The organism is Lentzea flaviverrucosa, from assembly GCF_003350445.1.
In the GTDB taxonomy this organism is placed as follows: domain Bacteria; phylum Actinomycetota; class Actinomycetes; order Mycobacteriales; family Pseudonocardiaceae; genus Lentzea; species Lentzea californiensis.
Genome location: NZ_QQAU01000009.1, coordinates 1 through 26,974, shown reverse-complemented (window position 1 = coordinate 26,974; position 26,974 = coordinate 1). Strand labels below are relative to the sequence as shown.

The following is a 26,974-nucleotide window of genomic DNA, read 5'->3' as shown; positions in this document are numbered from 1 at the left end:
TTCTGGACGGCGCATCAGGAGGAATCCATGCCGGTCTCACGGCGAGCGGTCATCAGCGCGGCCGGTGTTGTCGTCGTCGGGGGCGGTGTGGCGTCTCCGGGAGTCGCGTTCTCTCTGCCGGACCGGGAAAAGACAGTGCGCAGTGAGGACTTCACCGGTGGGTGGCGTTTCGCACTCGTCAACACCGACGGTGCGGAGGCGGGGGAACCCGCGGTGAACGACCGGACGTGGCGTGATGTCACGGTGCCGCACGACTGGAGCATCGGCCTGGATCCCGTCGCCGGGCCGCACACGACGGCCGGCAGCGGGTTCCTGCCCGGCGGTACGGGCTGGTACCGCAAGACCTTCACGTTGCCGAGTTCGGTGGCGGGCAAGCGGGTGTCGGTCGAGTTCGACGGCGTCTACATGGACGCGCGGGTCTACTTCGGCGGTCGTGAGGTCGCCTACCACCCTTACGGCTACACGGGTTTCGCCGTGGACATCACGGGACTGGCGCACACCGACGGCAAGACACCGAACGTGATCTCCGTGAGGGCCCGCAACCAGGTGCCGAGCAGCCGTTGGTACTCGGGCAGCGGCATCCACCGGTCGGTGCGTCTGGTGGTCACCGACTCGGTTCATGTGGCCCGGCACGGGGTTTTCGTGACCACGCCTCAATTGGACCGTGAAACGGCCACCGTGCGCGTGGCGGTCACCGCCGTCAGCGAAGCGCGAGCCGAGCGGGCCACTGTCGTCGTGACGATCAGGGATGCGCAGGGGCGGCGGGTCGCCACCCGCAGTGCCCCGGCCGCTCTGGACGGCACGCCACTCACCACGACACTGGAGCTGCGCGTGCGCAACCCGCGGTTGTGGTCGATGCGCGACCCGTACCTGTACTCCGTGGAAACCCGCCTGGAGGTGGGTGGCCGGACCGTCGACACGACCACCACCCGGTCCGGCCTGCGCTGGTTCTCCTTCCACCCGGCCGACGGCTTCTCGCTCAACGGCGAGCGCGTCAAGCTGCGCGGCGTCAACCTGCACCACGACCTGGGCGCCCTGGGCGCGGCGTTCCACCGCGACGCCGCCGAACGGCAGTTGCGGCTGATGCTGTCCATGGGCGTCAACGCGCTGCGCACCTCCCACAACCCGCCCGCGCCCGAAGTGGTCGAGCTCTGCGACGAGCTCGGCATCGTCATGATCGTCGAGGCGTTCGACTGCTGGCGCACACCGAAGAACAAGTACGACTACGGCCGCTTCTTCGACCAGCACAGCGAGTCCGACATCAAGGAAATGGTGCACGCGGCCAAGAACTCGCCGTCGGTCGTGCTGTGGTCGATCGGCAACGAGGTGTGGGACATGGGCACCGAGGCAGGTGTGCGGATCACCGAGCAGCTCATCGCGCACGTGCGGTCGGTGGACACCACCCGGCCGGTCACGATGGGCTCCGACCGGTACCGGGCGGTGCCGGCGGACGGCTCGGCCAACGACCGCATCCTGCGGCTCCTCGACGGCATGGGGCTCAACTACAACACCGCCGGCGCGGTCGACGCGCTGCACGCGAAGTACCCGGACAAGTTCTTCTACGAGTCGGAGTCGGCCTCGTCGACGATGACCCGCGGTGTCTACGACCGCCCGGACCTGCTGAACACGGGACAGGACCACACGCCGGGCCGGCGCGGGATGTCCTCCTACGACAACAACCTGGCGTCGTGGACGATGAGCGGCGAGTACGCGCTGAAGAAGGATCGCGACCGGCCCTTCTTCGCCGGTCAGTTCCTGTGGACCGGCATCGACTACCTCGGCGAGCCGACGCCGTTCTGGGACGACTTCCCGGTGAAGTCGTCGTTCTTCGGGGCCCTCGACACGGCGGGCTTCCCCAAGGACCTCTACCACCTGTTCCGCTCCCAGTGGACCACCGAGCCCATGGTGCACCTGCTGCCTGTCGACTGGACGACGCACCGGCCGGGCGCCCCGGTCGCCGTCCGGGTCCACAGCAACGTCGACACCGTCGAGCTGGTGCTCGACGGCAGGTCTCTCGGCACACGCCGGTTCGACCGCAAGACCACCGTCCACGGCGAGTCCTACCTGGAGACGACCGAACCGACCGGCGACGACCGGACCGTGGTCGGCGGGCCGTTCCCCGGCAGCTACACCAGTCCCAACGGCAGCGCGGGCCACCTGTACCTGAGCTGGACGGTGCCGTTCCAGCCCGGCGAGCTGGTGGCGATCGCCCGCCGCGGTGCCACCGAGGTCGCTCGCGACTCGGTGCGCACCGCCGGTGCGCCGGCCGCCGTCCTGCTCGACGCCGACCGAAGCCGGATCGACGCGGACGGCAGGTCGCTGTGCTTCGTCAGCGCCCGCGTGGTCGACGCGCGCGGCGTGACCGTGCCCGACGCCGGTCACCTCATCCGGTTCGAAGTCGACGGTGGCCGGCTCGCCGGACTGGACAACGGCAGGCAGGAGAGCAGCGAGAACTACCAGTCCACCGCGCGCACCGCGTTCAACGGGCTCGCGCTCGCCATCGTGCGTGCCAACGGCCGCCCCGGACGGATTCGCGTCCGCGCCATCTCGGACGGCCTGCGCACCGGCACGGCGACCGTGGTCGCCACAGGCCGCACTTGCCACGACGCAGCCAATTTCCCCGAACCGACCTCGCCGGTGCTCGCGGCAGTGCAGGCCGGTCCCCACGCGGACGCGAGCTTCTCGGGAACGGCCACCGCCGTGCCCTCGACGATGCTGGACGGCGATCCCGCCACCGGCTGGTCGACCTACTTCCGGCAGGAGGCCACCGCGCTGCTGCCCGAGACCAGCTCGGCCCACGAGACGGCCTGGGTGTCGGTCGACTGGCACGACGAGCGGCGCTGCTCCGCCGTTCGAGCTTTCTTCACCGCCGACAGCGCGCATTCCCGCCCCTCGGCGATCACCGTGAGCCGGTGGAACGGCAGCGCTTTCGTCCCGGTCGAGGACATCCGGATCACCTGGGCCGACAGGTCCGACGAGCCCACGTTGATCACTTTTGCGCCGGTGAGCGCGTCCCGGCTCCGGCTCGACCTGACCAGCGCCTACCCGCGCACAACCCGTGGTTTCCTCCGGCTGAGCCGACTGGAGTTCGACGACTGAGCGGTGTTCGCCGTCAGTGGCGAACCCCTTGGCGGCAGTTGGGCGAGATGCCCGTCGGGCCGTACAAGTCCCGCCTCGGTTCGGACGTGTTCCCCGGTGCGCAACCGTGCGAAGAGCGTGTCGCCATCCGGTAGGTCCTGTTCACGCACACGCCTGCCGGTGGCGTAGGCGACGTCGAGGCCGGACAGTCGCTCGGCGAGAACCCCGGACATGTCCGGCGCGGACGCGATCAGTTCGCTGACGACCGCGCGCAACGCCTGTCCTTCGGCCGAGTACGCCGTGATCAAAGCGGTCTGGGCCCTGGTGTGCCGGAGCAGGTCCGCGCCCACCGGGTGTCGTTCGGAGTGGTAGGTGTCGAGCAGCGCGTCATCCGCGCGGCCGGTGACGACGGCGGCGAGTTTCCAGCCGAGGTTGTGCGCGTCCTGGATGCCGACGTTCATGCCGACCCCGCCGGTCGGGAAGTGCATGTGCGCGGCGTCTCCTGCCAGCAGGACGTGGCCGGACCGGTAGGCGGCGGCCTGCCGGGTGGCGTTGCCGAAGCGGGACAACCACTTCGGGTCGCGCATGCCGAAGTCGGTACCCGCGATCGCCTCGACGGTGGCGCGCAGCTCGTCCAACGTCAGCTCACCAGGCCATTCGGGACGGTCGGTGGCCGGGTCGCCGCCGACGATGCGGTGCACACCCCCCGGCAGCGGCACGACCATCAGGCCCCCGTCGGGGCCCGTGACGCTCGCGAACCCGCGCTCGGGCGGGGCATCGAGGACGACGTCGCCCAACCACCCCCACGTCGTGGCGTCGGTGCCGGGGAAGTCGATGCCCGCGGCTTCCCGCACGACGCTCCGCGTTCCGTCGCAGCCGACCACGAAGCGTCCGGCGACGATCTCGCCGTCAGCCAGTTCGACTCCTCGAGGGGACAGGCCCACCACCCGGCAACTCCGTCTCACCGCCGCGCCCATGCCGGCGGCGCGCTGTTCGAGCAGTTCCTCGGTGCGGGCCTGGGGCAATGCCAGCGTGAACGGGTAGGGCGTGTCCAGCACGGAGAAGTCCATGCGGTCGGGCAGTCCGCCGAAGTGCCCGTTCGGGATGCGGATGCCCTCCGCGAGGAACGGCTCCGCCACTCCGCGGCAGTCGAGGATCTCGATCGTGCGGGGGTGGATCGTGAGCGCCTTGGAGTTCTCGTCGCGCCGCGGCCGCGTTTCCAGCACCACGACCGAGGCCCCTCCGAGTCGGAGTTCTCCTGCCAGCCAGAGGCCGGTCGGCCCCGCGCCCACGATGACGGCGTCGTGCATGACTCTCTCCCTTGGTCACTGACCAATGCTTCGAGGTCGAGTACACTAGGTCAGTGACCAAGAGTCAAGCGGACGTGGTGCAGACCGCGCTGGAGATCCTCGACGAGCGCGGCGCCGAGGCGGTGTCGATGCGCGCCATCGCGCAGAAGCTCGAAGTGCGGATGAACACCGTCCTCTGGCACGTCAAGACCAAGGCGCGGCTGGAAGAGCTGATGGCCGACGCGATCGTCGCCGGCGCCTCCCTCGACGGCCTGCCGGAGAACTGGGGCGACCGGGCCGCCGAGATCGCGCGCCGCTACCGGCAGGCGCTGCTGGCACACCGCGACGGCGCCGCTGTCGTGGCGGGCACCTACGCCGCCGAACCGGCCACTTTGGACATGGCGGAAGCGCTCGTCGCCTCGTTGCTGGCCGGCGGACTGTCCACTCGCGACGCCGCATGGACGTGCTGGAGCGTCATCTACTTCGTCCTCGGCCTGACTCAGGAGGAACAGGCGCTGCCCCGTGGCTCGGGCGATCTCGTGGTCGGGGAACGGCCGTCGCTGGAGCGCGTTCTTCCGTTCCTCGCCGAGGAGTCGTTCGACGCGCGGTTCGAGTTCGGGATCGCCAAGCTGCTCGCTCGGTGAGATCAGCGCGGTGCCGGACCCGTTTTTGGGCGGGTCCGGCGTTCTCATGTCCGGCTCGTCACGCGTTGCCGGCGAAGCAGTAGCACTCGCCGGGGTCGGTCACCGGCGGCGTGCGGCCCGCGCCGCCGGGCAGGCAGACCGAGGCGTGCGGGACCTGCAGCGGGAGCGGGGTCAGGTTCGTGACGGCGGTCTTGATCTTCCCGACCTGGTGGCCGTTGAAGAAGAAGCCGGCCTGCACACCGATCTCCTGACCGTCTGCAGGGGGAACGAGTCAGGTGTTCTCGGCTGGGTCGCTGTGAACGATCTTGCCCTCGACGTTCTTGCGCGGGACGCCGTCCACGTCCACGCAATCGGTTGATCGTGCAGCCCGACGCAGCAGTTGGCTCGCGAGTACCTTGCGGTGACGAGGGAAACAGGTGCGCGTGCGCCGCTGCTGTTGGTGGTGCTCGGCGCGGCACCGCCGGTGCTGGTCGCCGGCGAAGGGCGAATGCTGATCCATGACGCCATCGCACGGAATCTTCCTGCGGTGCACGGGCTCGCCAGTGGCCACCCTGTGCCCTTGGACGAGTTGGCCGCCCGCATCACCGAGGTCTGCGCCTGAATCACCTGGAGCGAACTCGTCGACGTCGTGCTGGAGCAGCAAGGCCGTCTCCGCATCGCCGACCCGTCGATCTCCGCCTCGGTCAGCCGGCTCGTCGCGTCGATGGTCCGGTCGGTGGCACGGCATTCCTGATCACCCAACGCATGCGGGATTCTGCCTCGGCTGGACAACGCGCCACGCCGCGATATTCGATCGCTACGACCCGGCGTTCTGCGGCAGCATGAGGAAGCCGAGGTGTCCGAAGGGGGTCGGGTGGTAGCGCCAGGAACGGAAAAGCCTGTCCGCAAGAACGCGGTCACGCTCGCCGTGCGCCTGTACGGGAAGGAACTGCGGCGCCACGGGTTCATGACGATCGGCGCACTCGTGTTGCCCGCGCTGGGCGTCACGTGCCAGCTCTACCTGGCGCCGCTGGCGGTGGGCGGGCTCGTGGGAAAGCTCGCGGGTGGTGGCGACACGAGCCTCCGCACGGTGCTGCCGTACGTGCTGGCCTTCGGTGGTTTCATGCTGCTGTCGGAACTGTTGTGGCGCATCGGGTTGCACTGCCTCAACCGCGTGGACGGCCGCGGGATCGAGAACCTGTCCGCGTTCGCGATGGACGAGCTGCTGGGGAAGGACGCTGCGTTCTTCCACGACAACTTCGCCGGGTCGCTCACCAAACGGGTGCTGAGCTTCGCGTTCCGCTTCGAGAACTTCGTGGACACGCTCGCGTTCAAGATCTTCGCCAACCTCATCCCGCTGGGTTTCGCCTGCGTTGTGCTGTGGAGCTACAACCCGGTGCTCGTCGCGGTGCTGCTCGGCCTGATCCTGGTCACGGGATGTGTGGTCGCGCCGCTCATCCGCCACCGCCAGCGGTTGGTCGCCCAGCGCGAGGCCGCCATCGCCGAGGTGTCCGGCCACGTCTCGGACACGCTCACGAACATGGAGACGGTGCGGGCGTTCGCCGCCGAGCGGCGCGAGGGCGCTGAGCACCGGACCCGTGCCGCCAAGCAGCGAACGCTGACGCTGCGGTCGTGGGACTACAACAACCTGCGCATCGACACCGTGATCGCGCCGCTGTCCGTGCTCACCAACGTGCTCGGCCTGGTGGTGGCGATCGGGGTCAGCGACGGACTCGGTGTGGAGGCGATCGTGGTGACGTTCGCCTACTTCGGGAACGCGACGCGGATCATGTTCGAGTTCAACCAGATCTACCGGCAGGTGGAGAGCGCGCTCACCGAGGCGGCTCAGTTCACCGAACTGCTGCTCGACCCGCCGACCGTGCTCGACCTGCAGCACCCGGAACCGTTGCGCGTGAAGGACTCCCAGGTCCGGTTCGAGAACGTCGTGTTCACGCACGGCGGTGCCGAGCCGCTGTTCGACGGGCTCGACCTGGACATCCCGGCGGGCACGCGGATAGGGCTCGTCGGCCGCTCCGGCGGCGGCAAGACCACGCTCACCCGGCTGCTCCTGCGGCTGATGGACGTCGACCGGGGCCGCGTCCTCGTCGGCGGCCAGGACATCGCACGCCTGAGCCAGGCCGACCTGCGCGGCCTGATCGGGTACGTACCCCAGGACCCGGCCATGTTCCACCGGACGCTGCGCGAGAACATCGCGTTCGCACGGCCGGGCGCGACCGACGCAGAGATCCACCGCGCCGCGCACGCCGCGCACGTGACGGAGTTCGTGGACGCGCTGCCCGACGGGTTCGACACGATGGTCGGCGAACGCGGCATCAAGCTGTCCGGCGGACAGCGGCAACGGGTCGCGCTGGCCCGCGCCATCCTGCGTGACGCGCCGATCCTGCTGCTGGACGAGGCGACCAGCGCGTTGGACTCGGAGAGCGAGGTGCTGGTCCAGGAGGCGCTGTGGCGGCTCATGGAGGGTCGCACCGCGATCGTCGTGGCACACCGGCTGAGCACGGTCGTGCGGATGGACCGGCTGGTCGTGCTCGACCGGGGCCGGGTGGTCGAACAGGGCACCCACGCGGAACTGCTCGACTTCGACGGGACGTACGCGAAGCTGTGGCGCCACCAGTCCGGCGGCTTCCTCGACGAGGCGGTCGGTACCCGTTGACCTCCGCGGGATCACTCGATCCGGCGGTTTAGCGCCTTTCCCAGGCGCGCCGACTCGTCCGATGTGGACACGACCGGCAGGGTGTCACGGCGTCGCGACTGGAACACGGGGAAGGAACGACGAGCGAATGATTCGAATCGTGCCGGCCAAGGACAAGCACGTGCGGGTGACCTGGGCGCTGCCCCGGCACGAGCCGCCGGGACCGGTGAGCGTGGTCGGCGACTTCAACGGCTGGACACCGGGAGCGACCGAGCTCCGAGCCCGCTCCAACGGCCGCCGCACCGCCGCGGTCGTCGTCCCGCGCGGCACGACGCTGCGGTTCCGCTACCTCGGTTCGGACGGTCACTGGTTCGACGACTCGGACGCGGCGGCACAGGACGACCACGGCTGCGTGATCACCGTCTGACGGGGCGCTGCTGCTTCGCGGCACTGAGCGGCGGTTCAGTCCGTCAGGCGGTGGTTGCCGAGCCGGGCGGTCATGGCGGGGTCGCGGTGGTCGAAGAACAGCGAGGCGCCGGTGTCCAGGCCGGCGATGCGGGCCATCTCGTCGTCGGTGAGTGCGAAGTCGAAGACGTCGAGGTTCTCGGCCATCCGCTCGGCGCGGACTGACTTGGGGATCACGACCACGTCGCGCTGGACCAGCCAGCGCAGCACCACCTGCGCCACCGACTTGCCGTGCGCCGCGCCGATCTCGCTGAGCACGGGGTGGGTGAACAGGTCGTTGCGGCCCTCGGCGAACGGCCCCCAGGACTCGATCTGGACGCCGCGTTCGCGCAGGAGGTCCTGGTCGGCGGTGCGCTGGTAGAACGGGTGGGTCTCGATCTGGTTGACCGCGGGCGTGATCTCGTTGTGCTCGACGAGGTCGACGAGCCGGTCGGGGTGGAAGTTCGACACACCGATGGCCTTGGCGCGCCCTTCGCGGTGGACGTCCTGCATGGCGCGCCACTGGCCGTGGACGTCGCGGTAGGGCTGGTGCATCAGGTACAGGTCGACGTGGTCCAGGCCGAGCTTGCGCAGTGAGGTGTCGAAGGCGCGCTTGGTGTTGGCCTCGGCGGGGTTGTCCTGGACCCACAGCTTGGTGGTGACGAACAGTTCCTCGCGCGGGATGCCGCTGCTCCTGATCGCGCGCCCGACGGCTTCCTCGTTGCCGTAGGCGGCTGCGGTGTCGAGCGAGCGGTACCCGGCGGAGAGGGCGTCGGCGACGGCTTTCTCGGTCTGTTCCGGCGGGATCTGGTAGACGCCGAAGCCGAGGATCGGCATCTCGACGCCGTTGTTGAGGGTGACGTTGTGCATGGGGGTTCCTCTCGTCGTGCGAGGTGGGGCGGGAAGCGGTCGGGGCGGCGCCGTGCCAGTGTCATACCCCGAAGGTCACGAGCGCGGCGAGCCCAGCAGACCGCGGGCGGCGAGGTTCTCCATCAGCGCGGTGATGCCGAACGTCCAGTCCTCCGCGTCCTCGGCCGTGTTCACGACGTTGGTCAGCGCGCCCAGCCGGGGTGAGGAGATGCGGACGACGTCCCCGACCTCGTGGGTGAACCCTTCGCCGGGCTGGTCGCGGTCCTCGGTCGGAGCGAACATCGTGCCGGTGAACAGGACGAAGCCGTCGGGATAGCGGTGGTGGGCGCCGAAGGCGTGGGACACGAGGTCTTCGAGCTCCCGGCTGATCTCGGAGACCGGGTTCACGCCGTGCAGCTCGAAACCGTCGGGGCCGGTGACGTCCAGGGCGATCTCGGTGGCTTTGGCGTCGGCCAGGGTGAACCCGTCGTCGAACAGCCGCAGGAACGGTCCGATCGCGCAAGAAGCGTTGTTGTCCTTCGCCTCGGTGAGCAGGAGGGCGCTGCGGCCCTCGAAGTCGCGCAGGTTGACGTCGTTGCCGAGCGTCGCGCCGACCGGGTTCCCGCGTGAGTCGACCACCAGGACGAGCTCGGGCTCGGGGTTGTTCCAGGCCGATCGGGCGAGAACGCCGATGTCGGCTCCCAGCCCCACCGCCGAGAGCACCGGGGCCTTGGTGAAGATCTCCGGGTCCGGCCCGATACCGACCTCGAGGTACTGCGACCACAGGCCCTCGGCCTGAAGAACCCTCTTCACCTCCGCGGCCTGCGCGGACCCCGGCTTCAGGTGCGAGATGTGGCCCTGGACGATCGCGCCCACCTTCTCGCGAACCTCCTCGGCCCGCTTGGGATCCCCGTCGGCGCGCTCTTCGATGACCCGCTCGAGCATGCTGCGGACGAAGGTCACGCCGGCGGCCTTGAGCACCTGCAGGTCGACCGGCGCCAGAAACCGGGGAACGGCACCGGCCGGGTTCGTCGTCGCGGCCAGGACGTCCGCGAGCGGCCACGACGTGCCGCCAGGGTGGTTCCTGACGACCTCCAGCGCGTCCGGCCGCTCCAGCAACGACGACACGGTCGACGCCAGCGGCGACAGGTCGACGACCTCCTCGCCGCGGATCGTCACCACCGAAGGGCCGCCGGCGGACGGGTCGAAGACCCTCGCGACAAGTGCGGCGTCCGCTGCGTCGTGGGGGAGAACGTCGGCGGCGTTGAGTGAGATCCCCATGGAAAGCCTTCCTGCTCGCACTGAATCGGCTCGATTTCAAGCGAAAGCACCCAAATCGATCACCAGTATGGCGACGTTCACATGGGAAGCCACCGAGTTGACTTCCTCTCTCTTGTCAGGTGGCTTACCTGGTCTGGGTGGAGGGTGAAGTGGACGTGGCCGGGATGATCGAGTCCTACCTGGCCGACGGCAACCAGAAGACCCCGGACCGGCACGACCTGAGCCTGACCGGCGTCTGCCTCGGCTGGCGCCGCACCGCCCCGCTCCTGGAGGCCCTGGCCCGCTCACGGTCCGCGGCCAGCCGGTGATCCCCGTTCAGCGGTGTACCGCCGTGCGGTCGCGCAACGCGACGTAACCGGCCGCAAGAGCAGCCGCCACCACGGCTCCGGCGCTGTTGTTGAACAGGTCCTGCGTCTCGCACAGGCCACGCCCGACGAGAGGCTGCAGGACCTCGATCGCCGCGCTCAACGCCACCGCCGACACCAGCACCGCGAGCGGCCGTCGCGTCGCGAGCACCGCGCACCACACCAGCGGTACGAACATCAGCGCGTTGAACAGCTCCGACACCCCGTGCAGCGAGAAGCCGTTGAGGAGGCAGAACTGCGTGCCGACCAACGCCCAGCTCGGTTGCGACCGCGAGAACGTCACCGCGAGCACGACGCCGAGGAAGATCCCCGCGAACACGGAGGGAACCGCCCGCCCCCCGAACCTCCGCGCCGCGAACCACGCACCCGCGCCCAGCACCGCCGCTCCGACCACCACGCCGCCCGCGGTCAGCGGATCCGAGAACACGAAGACAACGGCGTCCAGTGCCCACCGCACCTGATCCAGCACAGCTCAGAACCCCTCGCCCCACAACGGAATCCGATGTGGGGCGAAGCCTAGTGCGGTGACCACGAACCTTCACCGGGTCTTCCGGCGCTCAGCAGGGCGCCTCGCGGCACCGTCCCCGCGCCCCCGTACGTCCAGTACCCGGGACGCGGGGACGGCACCGCGATGCACCCGTCTGACCGGCGAAATACCAGGTGAAGGTTAGTGTCCACCGCACCAGCGGGCGGCGGGCGGTGGGAGCGGTCAGGCGGCGATCCTGCCGAACAGGTGCGTGGCGGGGGCGTCCGGGTCGTCGCCGTAGAAGAACTCCGTGAGCGCCTGGTGGAACTCGGCGCGGTCCAGTCCGCCCGAGCCGTTCCGGTCCAACGCGCTGAAGACCGCGGCGCAGTCCTCGGACGACACGTTGCCGGCCAGGCTGAAGATCTCCTCGAACTCCTCCTGGTCGACCCTGTCGTCACCGTCGAGGTCGATCAGGTCGAAGTAGCAGTCGGCCACCGGTCCGACCTGCTGCGGGTACAGGGCGGGATCAGCCAGCGCCTGCCGGAACCCCTCGGTCATCTCGCGCAGGTCGACCTGCCCGTCACCGTCCCGGTCCATCGGCGCGATCACGTTGGCCCAGAACGCGTCCAGCCCCTCGGTCAGCCGGCGGGCGGTCGTGGACTCCGGCGCGGCACCACGGGCCGCGATGTAGCGCTCGCCCATCAGCCGGACGTCCCGGCTGGTGATCACCCCGTCGCCGTCGACGTCCGCGCCCTTGAACCACTGGCGGTACTTGAGATCCTGAACTGAAGTCATGACCGCGCAACGTATTGAGGCCAGGAGGTTGGGGTCCAGCGGCGTGACCCGAAGGGGGAGACCAGGTCATTCGTTCAGGTGGTGCCGATCACCGTGCCGTACCTCTGTTGGCGTAACGAGGTTCGGTGGTGCGAAGGCGAGCACATCGGGAAGGGAACCGTCGTAGCACTCGACGTCGACCAGCGCGCTGTGGGCACTCGGTCCTTGGGACAGGCGCGAGCACGGGCGGTCCGCGGTGAGGACGTTCGGGTTGCCGTGGCGGTCCATCGTCCCGCTCGTGCCCGGCTGGACCGGATCCCACCACGCTCCCGTGGACAGCTGCACGACGCCCGGCATGACGGCGTCCGACAGGATCGCACCGGCGAGACAGCTGCCGCGGTCGTTGTAGACCCGCACGACCATGCCGCTCTCGATGCCGCGCGCCGCGGCGTCCGACGGGTTGAGCGTCACCGGCTCGCGTCCGCCGATCTTCGAACTGAGGCTGTGGCCGCCGTTGTCGTACTGGCTGTGCAGACGTGAGGCGGGCTGGTTGGAGATCAGGTGCAGCGGGAACCGGTCCGCGAGATCGGCGTGCAGCCACTCCGCCGGTTCGAACCACTTCGGGTGCCCGGCGCAGTCGTCGTAGCCGAACGAGTCGATCTCCTCGGAGAAGATCTCGATCCGGCCCGACGGTGTCGGCACGGGAAAGCGCTGCGGGTCTGCGCGGAGGTCCTCGAAGCTGCCGGGGAACGGTCCGGCCGACGCCGGCAGCTCAGCGGTGGAGCTCTGCCAGAAGTCGTCGAAGCTCGGCAGGGCGGCGTCGTCGCCGAGCGCGGCCCTCGTCTGCTCGTAGAGGTGCCGGACCCACTCGATCTCGGAGCGCGACTCCGTGAACTCCTGCCCGTACCCGAGCCGGGAGGCCAAGGCGGCGAAGATGTCGTGGTCGGTACGGGATTCGCCCGCCGGTTCGCGGACCTTCGGCATCGCGACGATGTGGGGGTCGGAGAACCCGGCGGCGAAGTCGTCGCGCTCGAGGCTGGTGGCGACGGGGAGGACGATGTCCGCGAACTTGGCCGTCGTGTTCCACCAGGCTTCGTGCACCACCACCGTGTCCGGGGCCTGCCAGGCGCGGGTCAACCGGTGCAGGTCCTGGTGGTGGTGGAACGGGTTGCCCCCGCACCAGTAGATCAGGCGCAGCTCCGGCAAGGTGAGGCGCTTGCCGTCGTAGTCGATGACCTCACCCGGACGCAGCAGGGTGTCGGCGATCCTCGCGACGGGGATGAAGTCCGCAACGGGGTTGGGAACCGCCGGTATCGTCGCGACGAAGGCGCGGTCCGGGGCGACGCCCGTCGCGTCCATCGTCGCGTACCCCGCACCCCAGCCGCATCCGGGCCGGCCCAGCGAGCCCGCCATGGCGGCCAGCACCACGGACATCCAGATCGGTTGTTCGCCGTGGTCCGCCCGCTGCACCGCGTAGTTGACCATGATGAGAGATCGTTGCGCGGTGAGGCGGCGAGCGAGGTCGATGATCGTGTCGCGGCTGATGCCCGAGATCTTCGCCGCCCAGGCGGCGTCCTTCGCAACGCCGTCGAGCTCGCCGGTCAGGTAGGAGGCGAAGCGGTCGAACCCGACGCAGCACCGCCGGAGGAAGTCCTCGTCGTGCCACCCGTTGACCAGCATCGTGTGTGCGATGCCGAGCATCGCGGCCGTGTCGGTGTTGGGCACGACGGGCAGCCACTCGGCGTCGAGGAAGTCGGCGGCGTCGCTGCGGATGGGGCTGATGTTCACGAACCGCACCCCGGCCTCGCGGCACCGGCGTTGCAGGTCCTCGGTCTGGTGCTTGGCCAGGCCGCCGGGGTTGATCTGGCTGTTCTTGAGGGCCAGCCCTCCGAACGCCACCACGAGCTCGCAGTTCTCGGCGATCTTGTCCCACATGGGCATCCGGCTCTGGTAGCTCCACGGATGACCGCCGATCACGTGCGGGAGGATGACCTCCAGAGCCGCGGTGCTGTAGGTGTTGCGGGAGTCGGTGTATCCGCCGCCCAGCGCCAGGAACCGGTGGAGTTGTCCCTGCGCGTGGTGGAACCTGCCCGCACTCGCCCAGCCGTAGGACCCGCCGAACACCGCGCTGTCCCCGTGCTGTGACCGAACTCGACGGAGTTCGTCGCTCACCAGCGTGATCGCGTGGTCCCAGCTCACCTCGACGAAGGTGTCCGAGCCTCTGGCTCTGCGGGACTCGCCGTTCAGCCAGCCTTCGCGCACCGCGGGACGCAGGATGCGAGCGCTGTCGTCGGCGGCCGTCACCATTCCGGGACCGATGGGCGATGGCACGGGGTCGTCGTGTCGCGGTTCGATCCGCACCAACCGGCCGGAATCCACCACGGCGACGAAACTTCCCCAGTGCGTCGCCACCGACACGCGTCGTTCCACCACACTCCACCTCTGAAAGTCCTCGATCTCGGACAACGGTCGCTCACACCGCCGGGGTGACGTGTCGTTGCGGGGCCTGCCTTTCGCCTTCGGGTCGAGGCCGATTTTCTCGAACATGGTGGCACGGAGCGGTCATGGTTCTCCCACCCTCGACGCCAGCTTCATCAAGCTGGCGTAGCGCCTGCGGCCATCAGAGGCTCCCGTGAGCACGGGTCGTGTCGCTCGACCTTATGGCCAATTGGTATGTACCACTTGTCGTGATCCGCGTCGTACGGTCTGCGCGCAATCACCCTGCATGCAAGGAGCGGACATGAACCGCAAGCTCATCGCCGCCGCCACGGCGGCGGCCACGGCGGCCGGGCTGACCATCGCGGTGGCGCTGACGACCAGCGCCACCGCGGCCAACACGGCTGACCCTGCCCTGCTGGCCGCGATGGCCCGTGACCTCGGCATCTCGTCGGAGCAGGCGCGGGAGCGCCTGGATGCCGAGAAGGTCGCGGGTCAGACCGACGCCGCGCTGAAGTCGCGCCTCGGCTCGGCGTACGCCGGGTCCTGGCTGGACGGCACCGGCCACACCCTCACGGTCGCGGTCACCGACCCGGCATTGGCGAGCGCGGTGCGCTCGCGAGGTGCCGTCGCCACCACGGCGAAGCACAGCGCGTCCGCTCTGGACAGCGCGAAGATCAAGCTGGACGCCAAGGCCACCACCGCCCCCGACGCCGTTCCCGGCTGGTACGTCGACGTGCGCACCAACAAGATCGTCGTGCTCTCCCGTGCCGGCGGCGAGGCGCAGGCCAAGGCGTGGACGGCCGAGGCAGGTCTGCTCGGCGACATCGTCTCCTTCGAGGCCAGCGCCGAGGACCCCAAGCCGCTGATCGACATCGTCGGCGGCAACGCCTACGGCCTCCCCGGCGGCGGCCGCTGCTCCATCGGCTTCGCCGTCGAGGGCGGCTTCGTCACCGCGGGCCACTGCGGAGCCGCGGGCGGCCGCACGACCAACCCCGGCGGCACCATCCAGGGCAGCAGCTTCCCCGGCAACGACTACGCCTGGGTTCGCACCGACGCGGGCAACACCCCGCGTGCCCTGGTCAACCGCTACCCGGGCACCGTCCCGGTCGCGGGCTCCCAGGAGGCTCCGGTCGGCTCCTCGGTCTGCCGGTCCGGCTCCACCACCGGCTGGCGCTGCGGCACCATCCAGCAGAAGAACGCCTCGGTCACCTACCCCGAGGGCACCATCACCGGCCTGACCCGCACCAACGCCTGCGCCGAGCCCGGTGACTCCGGCGGCTCGTGGCTGACCGGCGACCAGGCCCAGGGCGTCACGTCCGGCGGGTCCGGCAACTGCCAGTCCGGCGGCACCATCTACTTCCAGCCGGTGACCGAGATCCTGCAGGCCTACAACCTGCGCCTGGTGACCACCGCCGGCCCGACCACGACCACCCAGCCGACCAGCACGACCACGACGACCACCACGCCCCCCGGCGGTGGCGGCTCGTGGGCCCCGTACACCAACTACGCCAACGGCGCCCAGGTCACCTACGGCGGTGCGACCTACCGCGTCATCCAGCCGCACACGTCCGTTCCAGGATGGGAGCCGCCGAACACCCCTGCCCTGTGGCAGCGGCTCTGACGGCAAGACCCCTCACACCGGTCCCCGACGGCTGCCCCCGCCGGGGGCGGGCAGGGAACGGCCCCGGTCACCTGCGCGGTGACCGGGGCCGTCGGGGGTTCGGTCCGGCGTTATCGCACGCTGGTGCGGTTGCGGCCGACGACGGCCTCCGCGACGCCGATGAGCAGCACCGAGGCGATCACGGCGACGATGAAGCCCAGCACGTTGAGCTCAAAGACGTCTCCGGTGCCGAGCAGGTTGGCGATGGTGCCGCCGATGACGGAGCCGACCAGCCCCAGCAGCAGCGTCGCCACGATGCCGAGGTTCTGCTTGCCGGGCTTGATCAGTCGGGCGAGTGCGCCGATGATCAGGCCGGCGACGATGAACCCGATCACGTCATCCTCCTGGTGGTCGATTGCCTTCCTCGTTCTAGCTACCCCACCGGTCCATCGCTCAACCGCGCCGCCGACCGTGATCCAAGTCGCGCGCCGATGCGGTCGAACTCGGCCGCCATCGCCGGGGACGCGAGGAAGTCGTCCAAGCGCGCCGGAACCTCGTAGTCCACCGCCTCCAGCGACCGGATCGCCAACTGCACCACGGCCTCGGGGTCGCGGTCGGCGAGGAAGCTCGCCCAGTGCTCCAGGGCCTCCAGCGCCCACAGCACCTGCGGGTCCATGTCCGTCGGACAGCGTGCCCCTGTCGATCGTGTCCATCCACGCCCGAAGACGGTCGGGAGTGCTGCCGGCCGGGTCCGTGCGCGCCTGCTCGAACGCCTGCCGGCGTCGTCGTCGAACTCGGCCCCCGCCGCGTCCGCGAGGTCGTCGCCCGCGGTCAGCCGGACCACGGTCTCCGCGCCGAACCGGTGGCGCTTCTCGTCGTCGGCGGCCGTGGCCAGTTCGCGGACGGCCTGCTCCACCTCGTCGTAGTGCACGGCGTCATCCAACCAGCCCGGCCCGGCGCGCCACGGTGCCGGCGGCCTTGCGGTCCGTGATCAACTGTGCGCCCGTGACCGGCCCCTTTCGGTAGCGTCGGTGGCGGCGAAGCGATCTGGCCCGATCGAACCGCAGGCCGTGCGGGTGGGGGAGTTGGTTGGCAGATGTCGGACGAAGTGCTCCAGGTGCCGTTCCACAAGGAGCTCGACGCGCTGTTCGGCCAGCACACGGCGGCCGGGCACTCGCGGGCGTTGGTCTACGGCGTCACCGACCAGGACGGGCTGTCGCACGCGGCTGGTTTCGGAACGGTCGACGAGCACGGCGGCGTTCCCGACGCGGACGTGGTCTTCCCGATCGCGTCGATGACCAAGAGCTTCATCGCCTGTGCCGTGCTGATCGCCCGCGACCAGGGCCAGCTGTCCCTGCACGATCCGATCACCAGGTACGTCCCCGAGTTCGTCCTCGCTGACGACCGGCAGGACGTCCCCACGATCGAGATGCTCCTGGGCATGTGCGGCGGCCTCACCGAGGACAACTCCTGGGTGGACCCGTTCATCAACACCCCCACCGAGGACCTCCTCGCCCAGGTGTCCGAGGGAGTTCGGCTCAGCCACCTGCCGGGCGCGGTCTTCGAGTACTCCAACCTCGGTTTCACGATCGCCGCCCTGGCCCTCAGCCGGGCGGTGGGCCGGCCACTGGCGGAGTTCGTCACCGAGGAACTGCTGCGGCCGCTGGGTCTGACTTCGACGTTCTGCGACACGGCCGTGCCCGATCATCTCCCACGCGCCGTCGGCTACTCGCTGGACACGGAGGGGAACTGGGTCGCCTACCCACCGCAGACCTCGGACGCGTTCCTCGGCGCCGGTGGACTCGTGAGCACGGTGCGCGACCTCGCGCGGTGGATCACCTGGCTCGGCTCCGCGTTCCGGCCCGAGCGAGCCGAGGACGACACCCCGGTGCTGAGCCGCTTGTCCCGGCGGGACCTGCAGCGCGTTCGCGTGTTCATGCCACCATCGCTGACCCTGGCCGGCTTCGGACAGGTCCGGTTGAACTCCAGCGGATACGCGCTCGGCCTCGCGGTCACGACCGACCTGCATCGCGGGACGGTGATCTCCCACGGCGGCGGACTCCCCGGCTTCTGGCTCTACATGGCCTGGCACCCCGAGTCGGGCCACGGTGCGGTCGTCCTGACCAACGGCAACCGGGGCAATCCGGGTGGGCTCTGCGTCGAGGCGCTCGGACGGGTGCTGAACCGCAACCAGGCCCACGCGACCACCGCCACGCTGTGGCCGGAAACGATCGCGCTCCGCGCGCAGGCCGACTCGCTCATCCGGCACTGGGACGACTCCCTCGCCGCACGGATATTCGCCGAGAACATCGACTTCGACCGGCCGCTGCCGCAACGCCGCGCGGAACTCGCCCGGCTCGTGGCCGAGGTCGGCCCTCTGCTCGACTCCCGCCCGTCCTCCGCCGTCTCCGCCTCCACCGCGGCCGACATCACCTGGTCGATCCCGGGTGAGCGCGGGGAGTTGCTGTGCATGATCCACCTGACTCCCGTGGAGCCGGCGCGCATCCAGGAGTTCGTCGTGAAAGCCGTCCCCGCCGGCCGTTCGCGGTCAGCCAGTCCGACGGACATCTCGCTACAGCGCCGTTTCGGTGACGTCCACCTCACCCCGGCGGCGAACGTCCGGCTCCGGTTCCCGGAAGCTGACAGGGAGGAGTGAGATGGATCCGAAGGTTCGCAACGGCATGGTGGCCATGTTTCTGACAAGTGCCGCCGGAGTGGCGACTTTGCTGCTCGAACGGCCCCTGATCGTGCCGGTCATCCTTTTCCTCGGCGCGTGTCTGGCGGGCGTGTACGTGGTGAAGCAGTCGCTGCGTCTCCGCTGAGCAGCGCTGCAGGGGTACCGATCGGCCATCGCTGGTCGGTACCCGTCGTGCTGGTCACCGCGGAAACGACGCTCGACGTGCACCATCAGGAGGCTGTGGGCGCGCCGCGTCCCACCGCGGTGGGAAGGCGGGTCGCGATCCAGAACGGTACGACCACCAGTGCCGCGGCCGTCCAGGCCAACGCGGGTGCCGCGGTGTCCAGCACCACTCCGCCCACCGCGGCACCCCCTGCCACCGCGCCGTTCCAGGCCGCGATGGTCAGCGACTGGGCTCGATCCGCGTCTCGTCCCGCGATCAGAGCCGTGACCGACTGGAACGCCGTGGGTGCGCCGCCGAACGCCAGGCCCCATACCGCACAAGCCATCAGGGTTGTGGCCCAGTCGTCGGACACCGCCAGCAAGACCATGCCGGCTGCGGTCAGCAACGGGCACCAGCCCAGGACTCCACGGGGATTGCGGTCCACTGTGGATCCGACGGCGAGAATTCCGCCCACGGCGGCGACACCGAAGACGAGAAGCGCCGTGGTCAGGAGGTACTCCTGGTCCAGCCGGGTGAGGACAGGACCTATGTAGGTGTAGAGCATGTTGTGCGCCAACGAGTACACGAACACCATGACCAGGATCTGGCGCAGCATCGGCAACGCGTGCCGCGCCGGTCGGGCGGGCTCGGTCGTGACCGCCGGCACCACGAGCAGGATCCAGCACAGCAACGGCACCGCGATCGCCGCCATGACCGCGAACGACCAGCGCCAGCCGACCAGTTCGCCGAGAGCCGTACCGGCGGGGACTCCCGCCGCGAACCCGATGGGCGTGCCCGCCATCGCGATCGCCAGCGCGCGTCCGGCCTGCCCCGGCGGCGCGATCCGCATCGCGTACACCGCCACCAGCGACCACATCACGCCGGTGATGGCGCCGGAGATCACGCGTGCGCCCAGGACGACACCGTAACCGGGGGATGTCGCGATCGCGAGGTTCGTGACGACGAACCCGAGCACCAGCGCCACGAGCACGCGCTTGCGAGGAAGGCGGGACGTCAGTGCTGTCAACGGGATCGCGGTGACCGCGGTGGTGACCGCGTAGACGGTGACGAGCTGTCCGGCGGCGGACGGTGACACCCGCAGCTCTTCGGAGATGCCCAGGAGCAACCCCGCGGGCAGCACCTCGGAAAGGCAGCCGAGCAGCACCGTCAGGGTCAGGGCGAGCAGCGCCCGCCACGGCAGCCTGTTCTGGGACAAGGGATTCCTCTCGCGTGGGAACCGCCCCGGCACGGGAGCAGGACATCCGTGCCGGGGCGGTGGACCGGGGTCAGCCCTTGGCCAGCTGGGCGTCGATCCACGTCCGCAGCGCGGTCTCGCCCTTGAACCCGATCATGCGGGAGCCCGGGAGCTCCGCCGTGTCGCGCACCGGCACCAGCGTGGGCAGGTACTGGATGCGGTAGCGGGAGGAGAGGTCACGGCTGACGTCCACGTCGACCTCGCCGAGCAGGAACCGGCCGCCGTACTGCGCGGCGAGCTTCTCGATCACCGGCTTGAGCTGACGGCAGGGCGGGCACCAGGTGGCGCCGAAGTCGAGGACGACCAGCTTGGTCTTGGACTCCTCCATCACCTGCTGGTAGTTCGCGGACGTCACCTTGACGACGTTCTCCGCGCTGATCTGGATGGTCGAGCCGGCCGCCGGAGCGGCCTGGGCCGCCGCGGGCAGCACCGTCGAGGCCAGGAGCGCCACGACGGCGACGCCCGCGCGCAGCCAGTTCTTGAGCAGGGACATCAGAACTCCTTGGTAGGCAGGGGAAGTACAGGCACCCGTCGGCGCTCAGCCGGAGGTCGTGGCGAGGCCGGCACCGACCCAGTCCTCGATGCCCTCGCGGTATTTGCGCACGTTCGAGTAACCCAGTCGAAGCAGCCGGGACCCCACGAGCTCGCTGTTGCGACAGGGCACGTTGGCGCAGTAGACGACGATCTCGGCGGCCTTGTCCGGCAGGACGTCGGGTGCGTGCCGGTCGGTGAGCTCGGCCGCCTGCTCGTAGGGGAATCCGGGGATGTTCACCGCGCCGGGCAGGTGTTCCTTCTCGTAGTAGCCCGCGGGCATGGTGTCGACCACCACCAGCGTGCCCGCGTCGATTCCTTTTCGGAGTTCCTCTCGGGAGATCAACGGCAACATCGGAGCGGTCCCTTTCCGGCACGGTTGGCGCGGTGTTTCGCGCCGATTCCGAGTGTGGCCGGGTCAGAGGTTCTCGCCCACTGCCGGCGCGCTATGCCACGCCGTTATCGAGCCATCCGCGATAGCGGTCGTTCTGCGCGACGAGCCGTTCGTAAACGGTCACCGCGGCGAGGTGCACGGCAGCGAACCGGTCGCCGAGCGGGTGGTCCGCGCGCCAGAGCAGGACGTGCTGCACCTTCATGGGGTCACCGGCCAGCGGCCGGATCACCATGCCGGGAGGTTCCGGTGTGGTCGGCTGCACCAGGCACACCCCGTGCTCGCCGGACACCAGGCGGTGCCTCAGTGCGTCGACGTCGTGCGCGATGCGCGGGGTGAACCCGTGCGCCAGGCACATCTCGCGGAACACGACCCGGCAGCCGTCGCCGCAGCTGGACACGATCCACTGCTCCTGCGCCAGATCGTCCAGCTCGACGACGGGCGAGGCGGCCAGCGGGTGGCGCGACGGCAGCGCCACGAACGAGGGCTCGACGACCACCCGCTCGGCGCGCACCCCGTCCGGCACCGCCAGCGTCCGCGGACCGCAGATCATCGCCACCGCGAGGTCGACGCACCCGCCGGCGACCTGTGTGACCAGCCTGCTGTGCGACAGGTCCGCGCGGCTGGTGAGCTCGTGGCCCGGCAGCAGCCGCTCGACGCACCCGAACAGTCCGGGCACGAGGCTGCTGTCGTTCCAGCCGATCCGCAGTCCGCCGGGGGACGGCTGCTGCAGGCGGAAGTCCCGGTCCAGCTCGTCGAACGCCGGGATGATCGCCGCGGCGCGGGCGAGCACCAGCTCGCCGATCCGGGTCGGGCGCACGCCGCGCGGGCCGCGGTCGAAGAGCCGTTCACCCACCAGCTGCTCGATGCGGCGCAGCTGGTGGCTGAGGGCGGGCTGGGCCAGCCGCAGCTCGCCGGCCGCCCGGTTGAGACTGCCCGCTCGTGCGATGGCGACGAGCACCCGCAGATGGCGGACCTGGAGCTCCATGTCACTCATCAGACACGCCCGAACGCACGCTGTCAGCAGTTCGGCGCCGAACGGAGCAGGACGTTCGGGCGTTGGACGCATAAGGCGACGGCATGACCTTCCGGCAGTACCCACCGGTTCTGCTTCTGCCGATAGTGGTCGAATCCGGATTTCCCTGCCCCTGTGAATAACCTTTCGGAGTCGACGGTGTTGCTGACAACTCCGCTGACCGAGCACTGTGCCGCCCCTTTGCGAAGCGGCAGGCACGTGTGCATCGGTGTGAGCCCGTTCAACAGTTATTTCTCGGTGGAACGCATCACCGCTCTCGCCCGCTGGGCGATGCGGGAATTCGAGCGCTTCCATTTCTTCGTGCCCGACCACGCGGCCGTGTACACGCTGGAGGCACTCGGTTACGAACCCGGCCGTGCGCAGCGCAAGGCCGGACGGCAGGGCCAGTACGTGGTGAACAAGATCTGCCGCGCCCTGCGCGACGTCGGCGTGCTGGAGCCGGAGGAGCACCTGCTCGACGGCGCGACCCTGGCCCGCAACGACAGGTACCGGGAGCTGCTGCGCGACGCGGGCGCGTGGTTCATGACCGACGACGCCTTCGCCGCGGAGTGCCTGGACGCCACGCGCTGGGTGCTCGACCGCCGTCTGCCGGACGGTCAGGCGCCCACCGAGGACCAGCTGCGGTGCGCCGTCCGGTACTTCCTCGCGGAGCTGCCCATGTTCATCGACACCCCGGCGATCGCGGGCGTCGACAGCTCGGTGTTCGCCTACCACCAGCGGGTGGCGTTCCTGGAACGCCTGTACGCCAGGGAACTGGCCTGGCTGCCGAACCCCGCACAGGGTTTCGTCGTGCTGACGCCTCGCGAAGAGGCGGCCTGACGGTGGCACACGACGACTACTCGCTGAGCAGGCTTCCCGTCGAGGCCAGGAGGTCGTGGGTCTCCGTTGCCGTGCAACGGTTCGGGCAGGTCTCGGCGTTCCACCAGTTCCTCCTCGGCGCCACGCTCGGACTCGGGATGACGTTCTGGGACGCGGTCCTCGCGATCACGCTCGGGTCGGTGATGCTCGAGGTCGTCACGATCCTGATGGGGATAGCGGGCGTGCGGGAGAACGTGTCGACGTCGGTGCTGGCCCGCTGGGCCGGGTTCGGGGCACGCGGTTCCGCGCTGGTCGGGCTGCTCGTGACGCTCAGCCTCGCCGGCTGGTTCGGCGTGCAGAACGACGTGTTCGCGCACGGCCTGCACCGGCTGATGGGCGGCCCGCCGGTCTGGGCGTGGGCGGTGCTCGGCGGCCTGGTGGTGACCGTGATCGTCGTGGCGGGTTTCCACACCATGGCGTGGACGGCCTACCTCACCGTGCCCGCGTTCCTGCTGCTGACCGGCTGGACGATCGTCGCCGAGCTGCACAGGCACGACCTCTCGGACCTGGTCGGCATGACCCCGCCCGGCCCGGCGCTGAGCCTCGCCGAGGGCACCACGCTGGTCGCGGGCGCGTTCATCATGGGCGCCGTCATGACTCCCGACATGACGAGGTTCAACCGGCGTCCCTCCGACGTCGTGAAGCAGACGCTGATCAGCGTCACCCTCGGCGAGTACCTGATCGGCCTGACCGGGGTGCTGCTCGCGCACGCCGCCGCCGGCGCCGACGTGGTCGGCATGATCATGTCCAGCTCGGGCGTGGTCGGCACGCTGATCATGATCACGGCGATCCTGAAGATCAACGACTGGAACCTCTACTCGGCGTCCCTCGGCCTGGTGAACACCGTCGACGTGCTGCTGGGCCGCAGGATCAGCCGCTCGACCGCGACGCTGTGCCTGGGCGGCCTGGGCACCGCGCTGTCCGCGCTGGGCATCCTCGACCACTTCACGGTGTTCCTCACCTGGATCGGGGTGATCACACCACCGGTCGCGGGCATCATGATCGCCGAGTACTTCGTGGTGCGCACGTGGCGCGCTGAGCTGGACTCCTCGCGTGCGAGAGGCGAGCTGCCGGCCGTTCCGCCGGACTGGGTCCCGGCCTCGCTGGTGTGCTGGGCGGCCGGAACCGCGGTCGGGTTCCTGGTGCCGTTCGGCATTCCGACGATCAACTCCGTCGTGGTCGCGTTCGCGTTGTACGCTGCGATCGGCAGGACGGCCGGGATCATGCGGCCGGCGCCGCGATCCCGGGTCGACACTCACCGCTGACGGGGAAGTGACGGCATGGAACTCGACGTCCACCACCTGAAGCTCGTGCGGGCGATCGGCGAGACCGGCAGCCTGTCCGAAGCGGCGGTGCGGCTCGGGATCAGCCAGCCCGCCGTCAGCGGCAACCTCAAGCGCCTCGAGAACGCGTTGGGGCAACGGCTGTTCGACCGCGGCTCCAGCACCGCGCCGGTCGTGCCGACACCCACCGGTGAACTGCTGCTCGACCGGATCAGCGCGGTGCTGCCGATGATGGAGGGGCTGGCGCGGGACATCGAGGTCCGCACCAGCCCCTCCGAGCTCGTGCGGGTGGGCGGGGTGTGCTCGCCGGTCCTGTGCCACCTGCCCTCGATCGTCGACAGCCACCGGCCGCACGGGCCGTCCGCGTCGTTGTTCGACAGCGAATGCCGGGACCTCGTCGTGGACATGGTGGTGCGGCGGCGGCTGGAAGTGGGCGTGGTCAAGGACTACCCCGGGTTCGAGGCGGTCGCGCCCGCCTCGGTGGACTTCGCGGTGGTGGCGCACGACAGGACGCTGGTGCTGCTGCGCGAGGACCATCCGCTGGCGCGGCACAAGGTGATCGGCCTGGAACAGCTGGCCGGCGAGCCGTGGGTGCTGCCCCCGCCCGACTCGACGCGTTTCCACGAGTACTTCCACAGGTCCTGTCGCCGCAAGGGTTTCACCCCTCGGGTGCAGTACGTCTCGGAGTCGTTCGGGATGACCGTGGCCGCGGTGCGCAACGGCGCCGTCGGGTTGTCGCAGGCCGCGTGCGAAGGGCACCTGCAGGTCGCCGCCCGGCTGCTCGCGGACGACGCGCTGTCGCGCAGGTTCCTGCTCGTGTGGCACCGGGAGAGCGAGTTCGCGCGGGTGGCCCGCGACGTCCTCGCGGACGCCGCGCTGGCCTACCGGCTCGAGTGCGAGGCCTCGCCGGTCTACTCCCGTTACCTGGCTTGACGAAGCGGTGTGCCCCACCGCAACAGGAGGGGCACACCGCCACCGTCAGCGGAGCTCGGCCGGTGGCAGCGTCGTCCCGTGGACCCAGGCCTCGTGGAACGCTGTGAGGTCCTTGTCCGCCACCGCCGCCGTGTAGAGCTCCCAGTCGTACCAGCCCTGGTTCAGCTGCGTCGCGATCTCCGGGTAGTCCCGCAGCACCGTGAAGAACTTCTCGTCACCGATGTGCTTGCGCAGCGCGTGCACCATCAACACGCCCTTGTCGGTGACGGAGAACTCCCGTCCCACGCCGGGATCGGCCAGCTCGCGCCCCCAGAACCGGGTGTCGGCGCCCGCCCGGCGCAGGGCGTCCTGGTAACGCTGCTCGGCGGCGGGCCCGCCGTTCGCCTCGTTCCACAACCACACCACGTACCGGGCGAACGACTCGACCATCGGCTGGTCCTTCCACATCTTGATGGCGAGCTGGTTGCCCCACCACTGCGATGCCAGGCCCTGCACCAACGCCGCTTGGCCGGCAGCGGCGCCGTGCACCGGTCGTCCCTGCGAAGGGTGCGAGTGGCCCAGCCAGTCCGGCAGGTACACACCGCCCGTGGCCGGCAGGGGATGAGGACCCAGCTTGCCGGTCAGGAACTCCATCACCGCGGGCAGCTCCTGGGCGAGCGTCGTGTCGGAGCCGGGCGCGAACGCGTCCAGCACGGAGGTGCCGCTGGGAAGCGTGGACTCGCGGACGGTGAACCGGTCGATGGCGATCATCGTGCCGGAAGGCGTGACCGGCACCTCCTCCGCCCAGCTGTGAGTTCCTTTGTGGACGGCCTTGCGCACTCCGGTCGAGACCACGCCCCATCCGGTGGGAACAGTGGCGTTGAGGTGGAAGGTCGCCCTGTCCGCCGAGGTGTCGTTGACCGGGAACCACGTGGCCGCGGAATGGGGCGCACCGGCCGCGACCGCACCGCCCGACCGCGTCGTGCGCCAGCCGGTGGCGCCCCGGCCGGGGACGTACTCGGGCTGGGGGCGACCGCAGTAGACGACCTCCACGGTGAAGGACGTGTCCGCCGCCAGTTCGGTGGCGGGCGTGATCACCAGTTCGTGGACCTTCGCCCGGACGAACGACGCGGGCACACCGTCGACCTTCACCGCGGTGACGGTGAGACCGCGCAGGTCCAGGTTGAACCGGCTGAGGCGCTGCGTGGTGGTGGCCGTGACCAAGGCCTTGGCGTTGAGGAAACGCGAGGCCGGGTCGTAGGACAGGTCGACGGTGTAGTCGCCGACGTCGTAACCACCGTTGCCGTCGGTGGGGTAGTAGGGGTCGACGCCGAGCACGACACCGTTGGGCGCGACGTGCACGTAACCGTCGGAGCCGATCGTGTCGCCGGCGTGCGCCACCGCCGGCGTCAGGAGTGAACAGCACAGCGACAGACCGCAGAGCGACAGGGAGTACGTTCGTCGATTCCGCACAGCCATTGGTAGACCTCTCAGGACAGTGGCAGGGGTCCGTTCAGTCTGTGTGCGCGCGGTTCGGTCGTACCAATGTCAGTTCTTCATGCCCGTGCGTTATCCGGCACGGTGTCCACCTGCACGGATGAACAGATCGCGGGAACTCCGTCACCGGGAGTGCCTCGCCCCCGACCTCGCTCACTCGCTCGTGTTAACAAAACGCTCTCCGGTTTTTCCTTTGCCGGCAGGGGTAGCTGGTTTCCAGGGCCATCGATCCACCTGGAGGTAACCGATGTCGTCCCCAACACGTGCTTGTCGGCGCGTCGCAGGCGTTGCCGCGATCGCGGTGGTCGCGAGCGTTCTGGTTCCGGTGAGCGCTCACGCGGAGGAAGATTCGGACGACCACGCCGCGGGGTCGCAGATCGCCAAGCACGAGGGCACCGGCGAGATGCTGACGACGCCACCGGACCTCGGCGCCGGCAACGTGGGCAGGGTGGACGGCATCGACGTCAGCAGCCACCAGGGCAACGTCGACTGGGGACACTGGTGGCGTTC

The 26,974-nt window shown here is 69.7% G+C and carries 26 protein-coding genes and 1 pseudogene; 12 read left to right on the top strand and 15 right to left on the bottom strand.

The genetic code is table 11. The features are described 5' to 3' along the window. Window positions 1–27 precede the first annotated feature (27 nt). A complete protein-coding gene (locus DFR72_RS26255; RefSeq protein WP_090063086.1) occupies window positions 28–3,099 on the top strand; it encodes a glycoside hydrolase family 2 TIM barrel-domain containing protein in 3,072 nt (1,023 codons plus the stop codon). On the opposite strand, the gene DFR72_RS26250 is transcribed toward DFR72_RS26255, so the two are convergent. Continuing rightward, window positions 3,042–4,388: an FAD-dependent monooxygenase gene (locus tag DFR72_RS26250; protein WP_090063085.1), complete on the bottom strand. Its 1,347-nt coding sequence runs from the start codon at window positions 4,386–4,388 to the stop codon at window positions 3,042–3,044. The genes DFR72_RS26255 and DFR72_RS26250 overlap by 58 nt on opposite strands. A gap of 53 nt (window positions 4,389–4,441) precedes the next feature. Here DFR72_RS26250 and DFR72_RS26245 point away from each other — a divergent pair, with 53 nt between their 5' ends. Continuing rightward, window positions 4,442–5,011, top strand: a complete 570-nt coding sequence (locus tag DFR72_RS26245) for a TetR/AcrR family transcriptional regulator C-terminal domain-containing protein (protein ID WP_245983526.1) — start codon at window positions 4,442–4,444, stop codon at window positions 5,009–5,011. A gap of 58 nt (window positions 5,012–5,069) precedes the next feature. Here DFR72_RS26245 and DFR72_RS26240 read toward each other — a convergent pair whose 3' ends face one another. Continuing rightward, on the bottom strand, window positions 5,070–5,249 hold the full coding sequence (locus tag DFR72_RS26240) for a hypothetical protein (RefSeq protein ID WP_090063083.1): 180 nt from the start codon (window positions 5,247–5,249) through the stop codon (window positions 5,070–5,072). Between the two features lie 33 nt (window positions 5,250–5,282). Beyond that, complete coding sequence (locus DFR72_RS45050; RefSeq protein ID WP_143086584.1) at window positions 5,283–5,654, bottom strand: hypothetical protein; 372 nt, start codon at window positions 5,652–5,654, stop codon at window positions 5,283–5,285. A 210-nt stretch (window positions 5,655–5,864) separates the two neighbouring features. Between DFR72_RS45050 and DFR72_RS26235 the strand changes: the two genes are divergently transcribed. Continuing rightward, window positions 5,865–7,664 (top strand): ABC transporter ATP-binding protein, encoded by a 1,800-nt coding sequence (locus DFR72_RS26235; protein ID WP_245983525.1) that lies wholly within the window; start codon window positions 5,865–5,867, stop codon window positions 7,662–7,664. Between the two features lie 127 nt (window positions 7,665–7,791). After that, window positions 7,792–8,070, top strand: a complete 279-nt coding sequence (locus tag DFR72_RS26230; RefSeq protein ID WP_090063079.1) for an early set domain-containing protein — start codon at window positions 7,792–7,794, stop codon at window positions 8,068–8,070. A 35-nt stretch (window positions 8,071–8,105) separates the two neighbouring features. Here the strand turns inward: DFR72_RS26230 and DFR72_RS26225 are convergent, their stop codons facing one another. After that, window positions 8,106–8,957, bottom strand: a complete 852-nt coding sequence (locus DFR72_RS26225) for an aldo/keto reductase (RefSeq protein ID WP_090063078.1) — start codon at window positions 8,955–8,957, stop codon at window positions 8,106–8,108. A gap of 75 nt (window positions 8,958–9,032) precedes the next feature. Further along, a complete protein-coding gene (locus tag DFR72_RS26220; protein WP_090063077.1) occupies window positions 9,033–10,217 on the bottom strand; it encodes a fumarylacetoacetate hydrolase family protein in 1,185 nt (394 codons plus the stop codon). A gap of 119 nt (window positions 10,218–10,336) precedes the next feature. Between DFR72_RS26220 and DFR72_RS26215 the strand changes: the two genes are divergently transcribed. Beyond that, window positions 10,337–10,525 carry a hypothetical protein gene (locus DFR72_RS26215; protein WP_090063076.1) on the top strand — a complete coding sequence of 63 codons (189 nt, stop codon included), beginning with the start codon at window positions 10,337–10,339 and terminating at the stop codon, window positions 10,523–10,525. 7 nt (window positions 10,526–10,532) lie between these two features. Here the strand turns inward: DFR72_RS26215 and DFR72_RS26210 are convergent, their stop codons facing one another. The 3 genes from DFR72_RS26210 to DFR72_RS26200 form a co-directional block, all read right to left on the bottom strand. Next, window positions 10,533–11,039, bottom strand: a complete 507-nt coding sequence (locus DFR72_RS26210; RefSeq protein ID WP_211335537.1) for a VanZ family protein — start codon at window positions 11,037–11,039, stop codon at window positions 10,533–10,535. Window positions 11,040–11,291: 252 nt separating this feature from the next. Next, a complete protein-coding gene (locus DFR72_RS26205; protein ID WP_090063073.1) occupies window positions 11,292–11,843 on the bottom strand; it encodes an EF-hand domain-containing protein in 552 nt (183 codons plus the stop codon). A gap of 66 nt (window positions 11,844–11,909) precedes the next feature. Further along, a complete protein-coding gene (locus DFR72_RS26200) occupies window positions 11,910–14,252 on the bottom strand; it encodes a molybdopterin-dependent oxidoreductase (protein WP_090063597.1) in 2,343 nt (780 codons plus the stop codon). Between the two features lie 310 nt (window positions 14,253–14,562). Here DFR72_RS26200 and DFR72_RS26195 point away from each other — a divergent pair, with 310 nt between their 5' ends. Next, window positions 14,563–15,882 (top strand): alpha-lytic protease prodomain-containing protein, encoded by a 1,320-nt coding sequence (locus DFR72_RS26195; RefSeq protein ID WP_090063071.1) that lies wholly within the window; start codon window positions 14,563–14,565, stop codon window positions 15,880–15,882. A gap of 110 nt (window positions 15,883–15,992) precedes the next feature. On the opposite strand, the gene DFR72_RS26190 is transcribed toward DFR72_RS26195, so the two are convergent. Beyond that, a complete protein-coding gene (locus DFR72_RS26190) occupies window positions 15,993–16,256 on the bottom strand; it encodes a GlsB/YeaQ/YmgE family stress response membrane protein (RefSeq protein WP_090063070.1) in 264 nt (87 codons plus the stop codon). Window positions 16,257–16,294: 38 nt separating this feature from the next. Beyond that, a complete protein-coding gene (locus DFR72_RS26185; RefSeq protein WP_090063068.1) occupies window positions 16,295–16,792 on the bottom strand; it encodes a hypothetical protein in 498 nt (165 codons plus the stop codon). 165 nt (window positions 16,793–16,957) lie between these two features. On the opposite strand from DFR72_RS26185, the gene DFR72_RS26180 reads away from it, so the two are divergent. Continuing rightward, window positions 16,958–18,517: a serine hydrolase domain-containing protein gene (locus DFR72_RS26180; RefSeq protein WP_090063067.1), complete on the top strand. Its 1,560-nt coding sequence runs from the start codon at window positions 16,958–16,960 to the stop codon at window positions 18,515–18,517. A gap of 1 nt (window position 18,518) precedes the next feature. Further along, a complete protein-coding gene (locus tag DFR72_RS45700; protein WP_170176402.1) occupies window positions 18,519–18,683 on the top strand; it encodes a hypothetical protein in 165 nt (54 codons plus the stop codon). Between the two features lie 85 nt (window positions 18,684–18,768). On the opposite strand, the gene DFR72_RS26175 is transcribed toward DFR72_RS45700, so the two are convergent. The 4 genes from DFR72_RS26175 to DFR72_RS26160 form a co-directional block, all read right to left on the bottom strand. Continuing rightward, window positions 18,769–19,917 carry an MFS transporter gene (locus DFR72_RS26175; protein WP_245983524.1) on the bottom strand — a complete coding sequence of 383 codons (1,149 nt, stop codon included), beginning with the start codon at window positions 19,915–19,917 and terminating at the stop codon, window positions 18,769–18,771. A 70-nt stretch (window positions 19,918–19,987) separates the two neighbouring features. Then, a complete protein-coding gene (locus tag DFR72_RS26170) occupies window positions 19,988–20,449 on the bottom strand; it encodes a thioredoxin family protein (protein ID WP_090063065.1) in 462 nt (153 codons plus the stop codon). Between the two features lie 45 nt (window positions 20,450–20,494). Beyond that, window positions 20,495–20,842 (bottom strand): rhodanese-like domain-containing protein, encoded by a 348-nt coding sequence (locus tag DFR72_RS26165; protein ID WP_090063064.1) that lies wholly within the window; start codon window positions 20,840–20,842, stop codon window positions 20,495–20,497. Window positions 20,843–20,933: 91 nt separating this feature from the next. Further along, entirely contained in the window at window positions 20,934–21,866 is a 933-nt protein-coding gene (locus DFR72_RS26160) for a LysR family transcriptional regulator (protein ID WP_090063062.1), read from the bottom strand. A gap of 162 nt (window positions 21,867–22,028) precedes the next feature. On the opposite strand from DFR72_RS26160, the gene DFR72_RS26155 reads away from it, so the two are divergent. From DFR72_RS26155 to DFR72_RS26145, 3 genes are read left to right on the top strand one after another with little or no spacing between them, the layout of a single operon-like run. Then, complete coding sequence (locus DFR72_RS26155; RefSeq protein ID WP_342768676.1) at window positions 22,029–22,733, top strand: tRNA-dependent cyclodipeptide synthase; 705 nt, start codon at window positions 22,029–22,031, stop codon at window positions 22,731–22,733. 2 nt (window positions 22,734–22,735) lie between these two features. After that, window positions 22,736–24,037: a purine-cytosine permease family protein gene (locus DFR72_RS26150; RefSeq protein WP_090063059.1), complete on the top strand. Its 1,302-nt coding sequence runs from the start codon at window positions 22,736–22,738 to the stop codon at window positions 24,035–24,037. Between the two features lie 15 nt (window positions 24,038–24,052). Beyond that, the gene (locus DFR72_RS26145; RefSeq protein WP_090063057.1) at window positions 24,053–24,988 is read left to right on the top strand and encodes a LysR family transcriptional regulator; all 936 of its coding nucleotides are present in this window, start codon (window positions 24,053–24,055) and stop codon (window positions 24,986–24,988) included. A 45-nt stretch (window positions 24,989–25,033) separates the two neighbouring features. Here DFR72_RS26145 and DFR72_RS26140 read toward each other — a convergent pair whose 3' ends face one another. Next, window positions 25,034–26,440, bottom strand: a complete 1,407-nt coding sequence (locus DFR72_RS26140) for a M1 family metallopeptidase (RefSeq protein ID WP_170176401.1) — start codon at window positions 26,438–26,440, stop codon at window positions 25,034–25,036. A gap of 349 nt (window positions 26,441–26,789) precedes the next feature. Between DFR72_RS26140 and DFR72_RS26135 the strand changes: the two are divergent. Next, window positions 26,790–26,974, top strand: a pseudogene (locus DFR72_RS26135) (lysozyme); the annotation flags it as partial.

Bases quoted from the DNA above. Each gene is read 5' to 3' on its own strand.
- DFR72_RS26230 (WP_090063079.1), top strand. From the start codon at position 7,792: ATGATTCGAATCGTGCCGGCCAAGGACAAGCACGTGCGGGTGACCTGG.
- DFR72_RS26195 (WP_090063071.1), top strand. From the start codon at position 14,563: ATGAACCGCAAGCTCATCGCCGCCGCCACGGCGGCGGCCACGGCGGCC.
- DFR72_RS26255 (WP_090063086.1), top strand. From the start codon at position 28: ATGCCGGTCTCACGGCGAGCGGTCATCAGCGCGGCCGGTGTTGTCGTC.
- DFR72_RS26250 (WP_090063085.1), bottom strand. From the start codon at position 4,388: ATGCACGACGCCGTCATCGTGGGCGCGGGGCCGACCGGCCTCTGGCTG.
- DFR72_RS26225 (WP_090063078.1), bottom strand. From the start codon at position 8,957: ATGCACAACGTCACCCTCAACAACGGCGTCGAGATGCCGATCCTCGGC.
- DFR72_RS26205 (WP_090063073.1), bottom strand. From the start codon at position 11,843: ATGACTTCAGTTCAGGATCTCAAGTACCGCCAGTGGTTCAAGGGCGCG.
- DFR72_RS26145 (WP_090063057.1), top strand. From the start codon at position 24,053: ATGGAACTCGACGTCCACCACCTGAAGCTCGTGCGGGCGATCGGCGAG.
- DFR72_RS45700 (WP_170176402.1), top strand. From the start codon at position 18,519: ATGGATCCGAAGGTTCGCAACGGCATGGTGGCCATGTTTCTGACAAGT.
- DFR72_RS26170 (WP_090063065.1), bottom strand. From the start codon at position 20,449: ATGTCCCTGCTCAAGAACTGGCTGCGCGCGGGCGTCGCCGTCGTGGCG.
- DFR72_RS26165 (WP_090063064.1), bottom strand. From the start codon at position 20,842: ATGTTGCCGTTGATCTCCCGAGAGGAACTCCGAAAAGGAATCGACGCG.
- DFR72_RS26180 (WP_090063067.1), top strand. From the start codon at position 16,958: ATGTCGGACGAAGTGCTCCAGGTGCCGTTCCACAAGGAGCTCGACGCG.
- DFR72_RS26160 (WP_090063062.1), bottom strand. From the start codon at position 21,866: ATGGAGCTCCAGGTCCGCCATCTGCGGGTGCTCGTCGCCATCGCACGA.
- DFR72_RS26220 (WP_090063077.1), bottom strand. From the start codon at position 10,217: ATGGGGATCTCACTCAACGCCGCCGACGTTCTCCCCCACGACGCAGCG.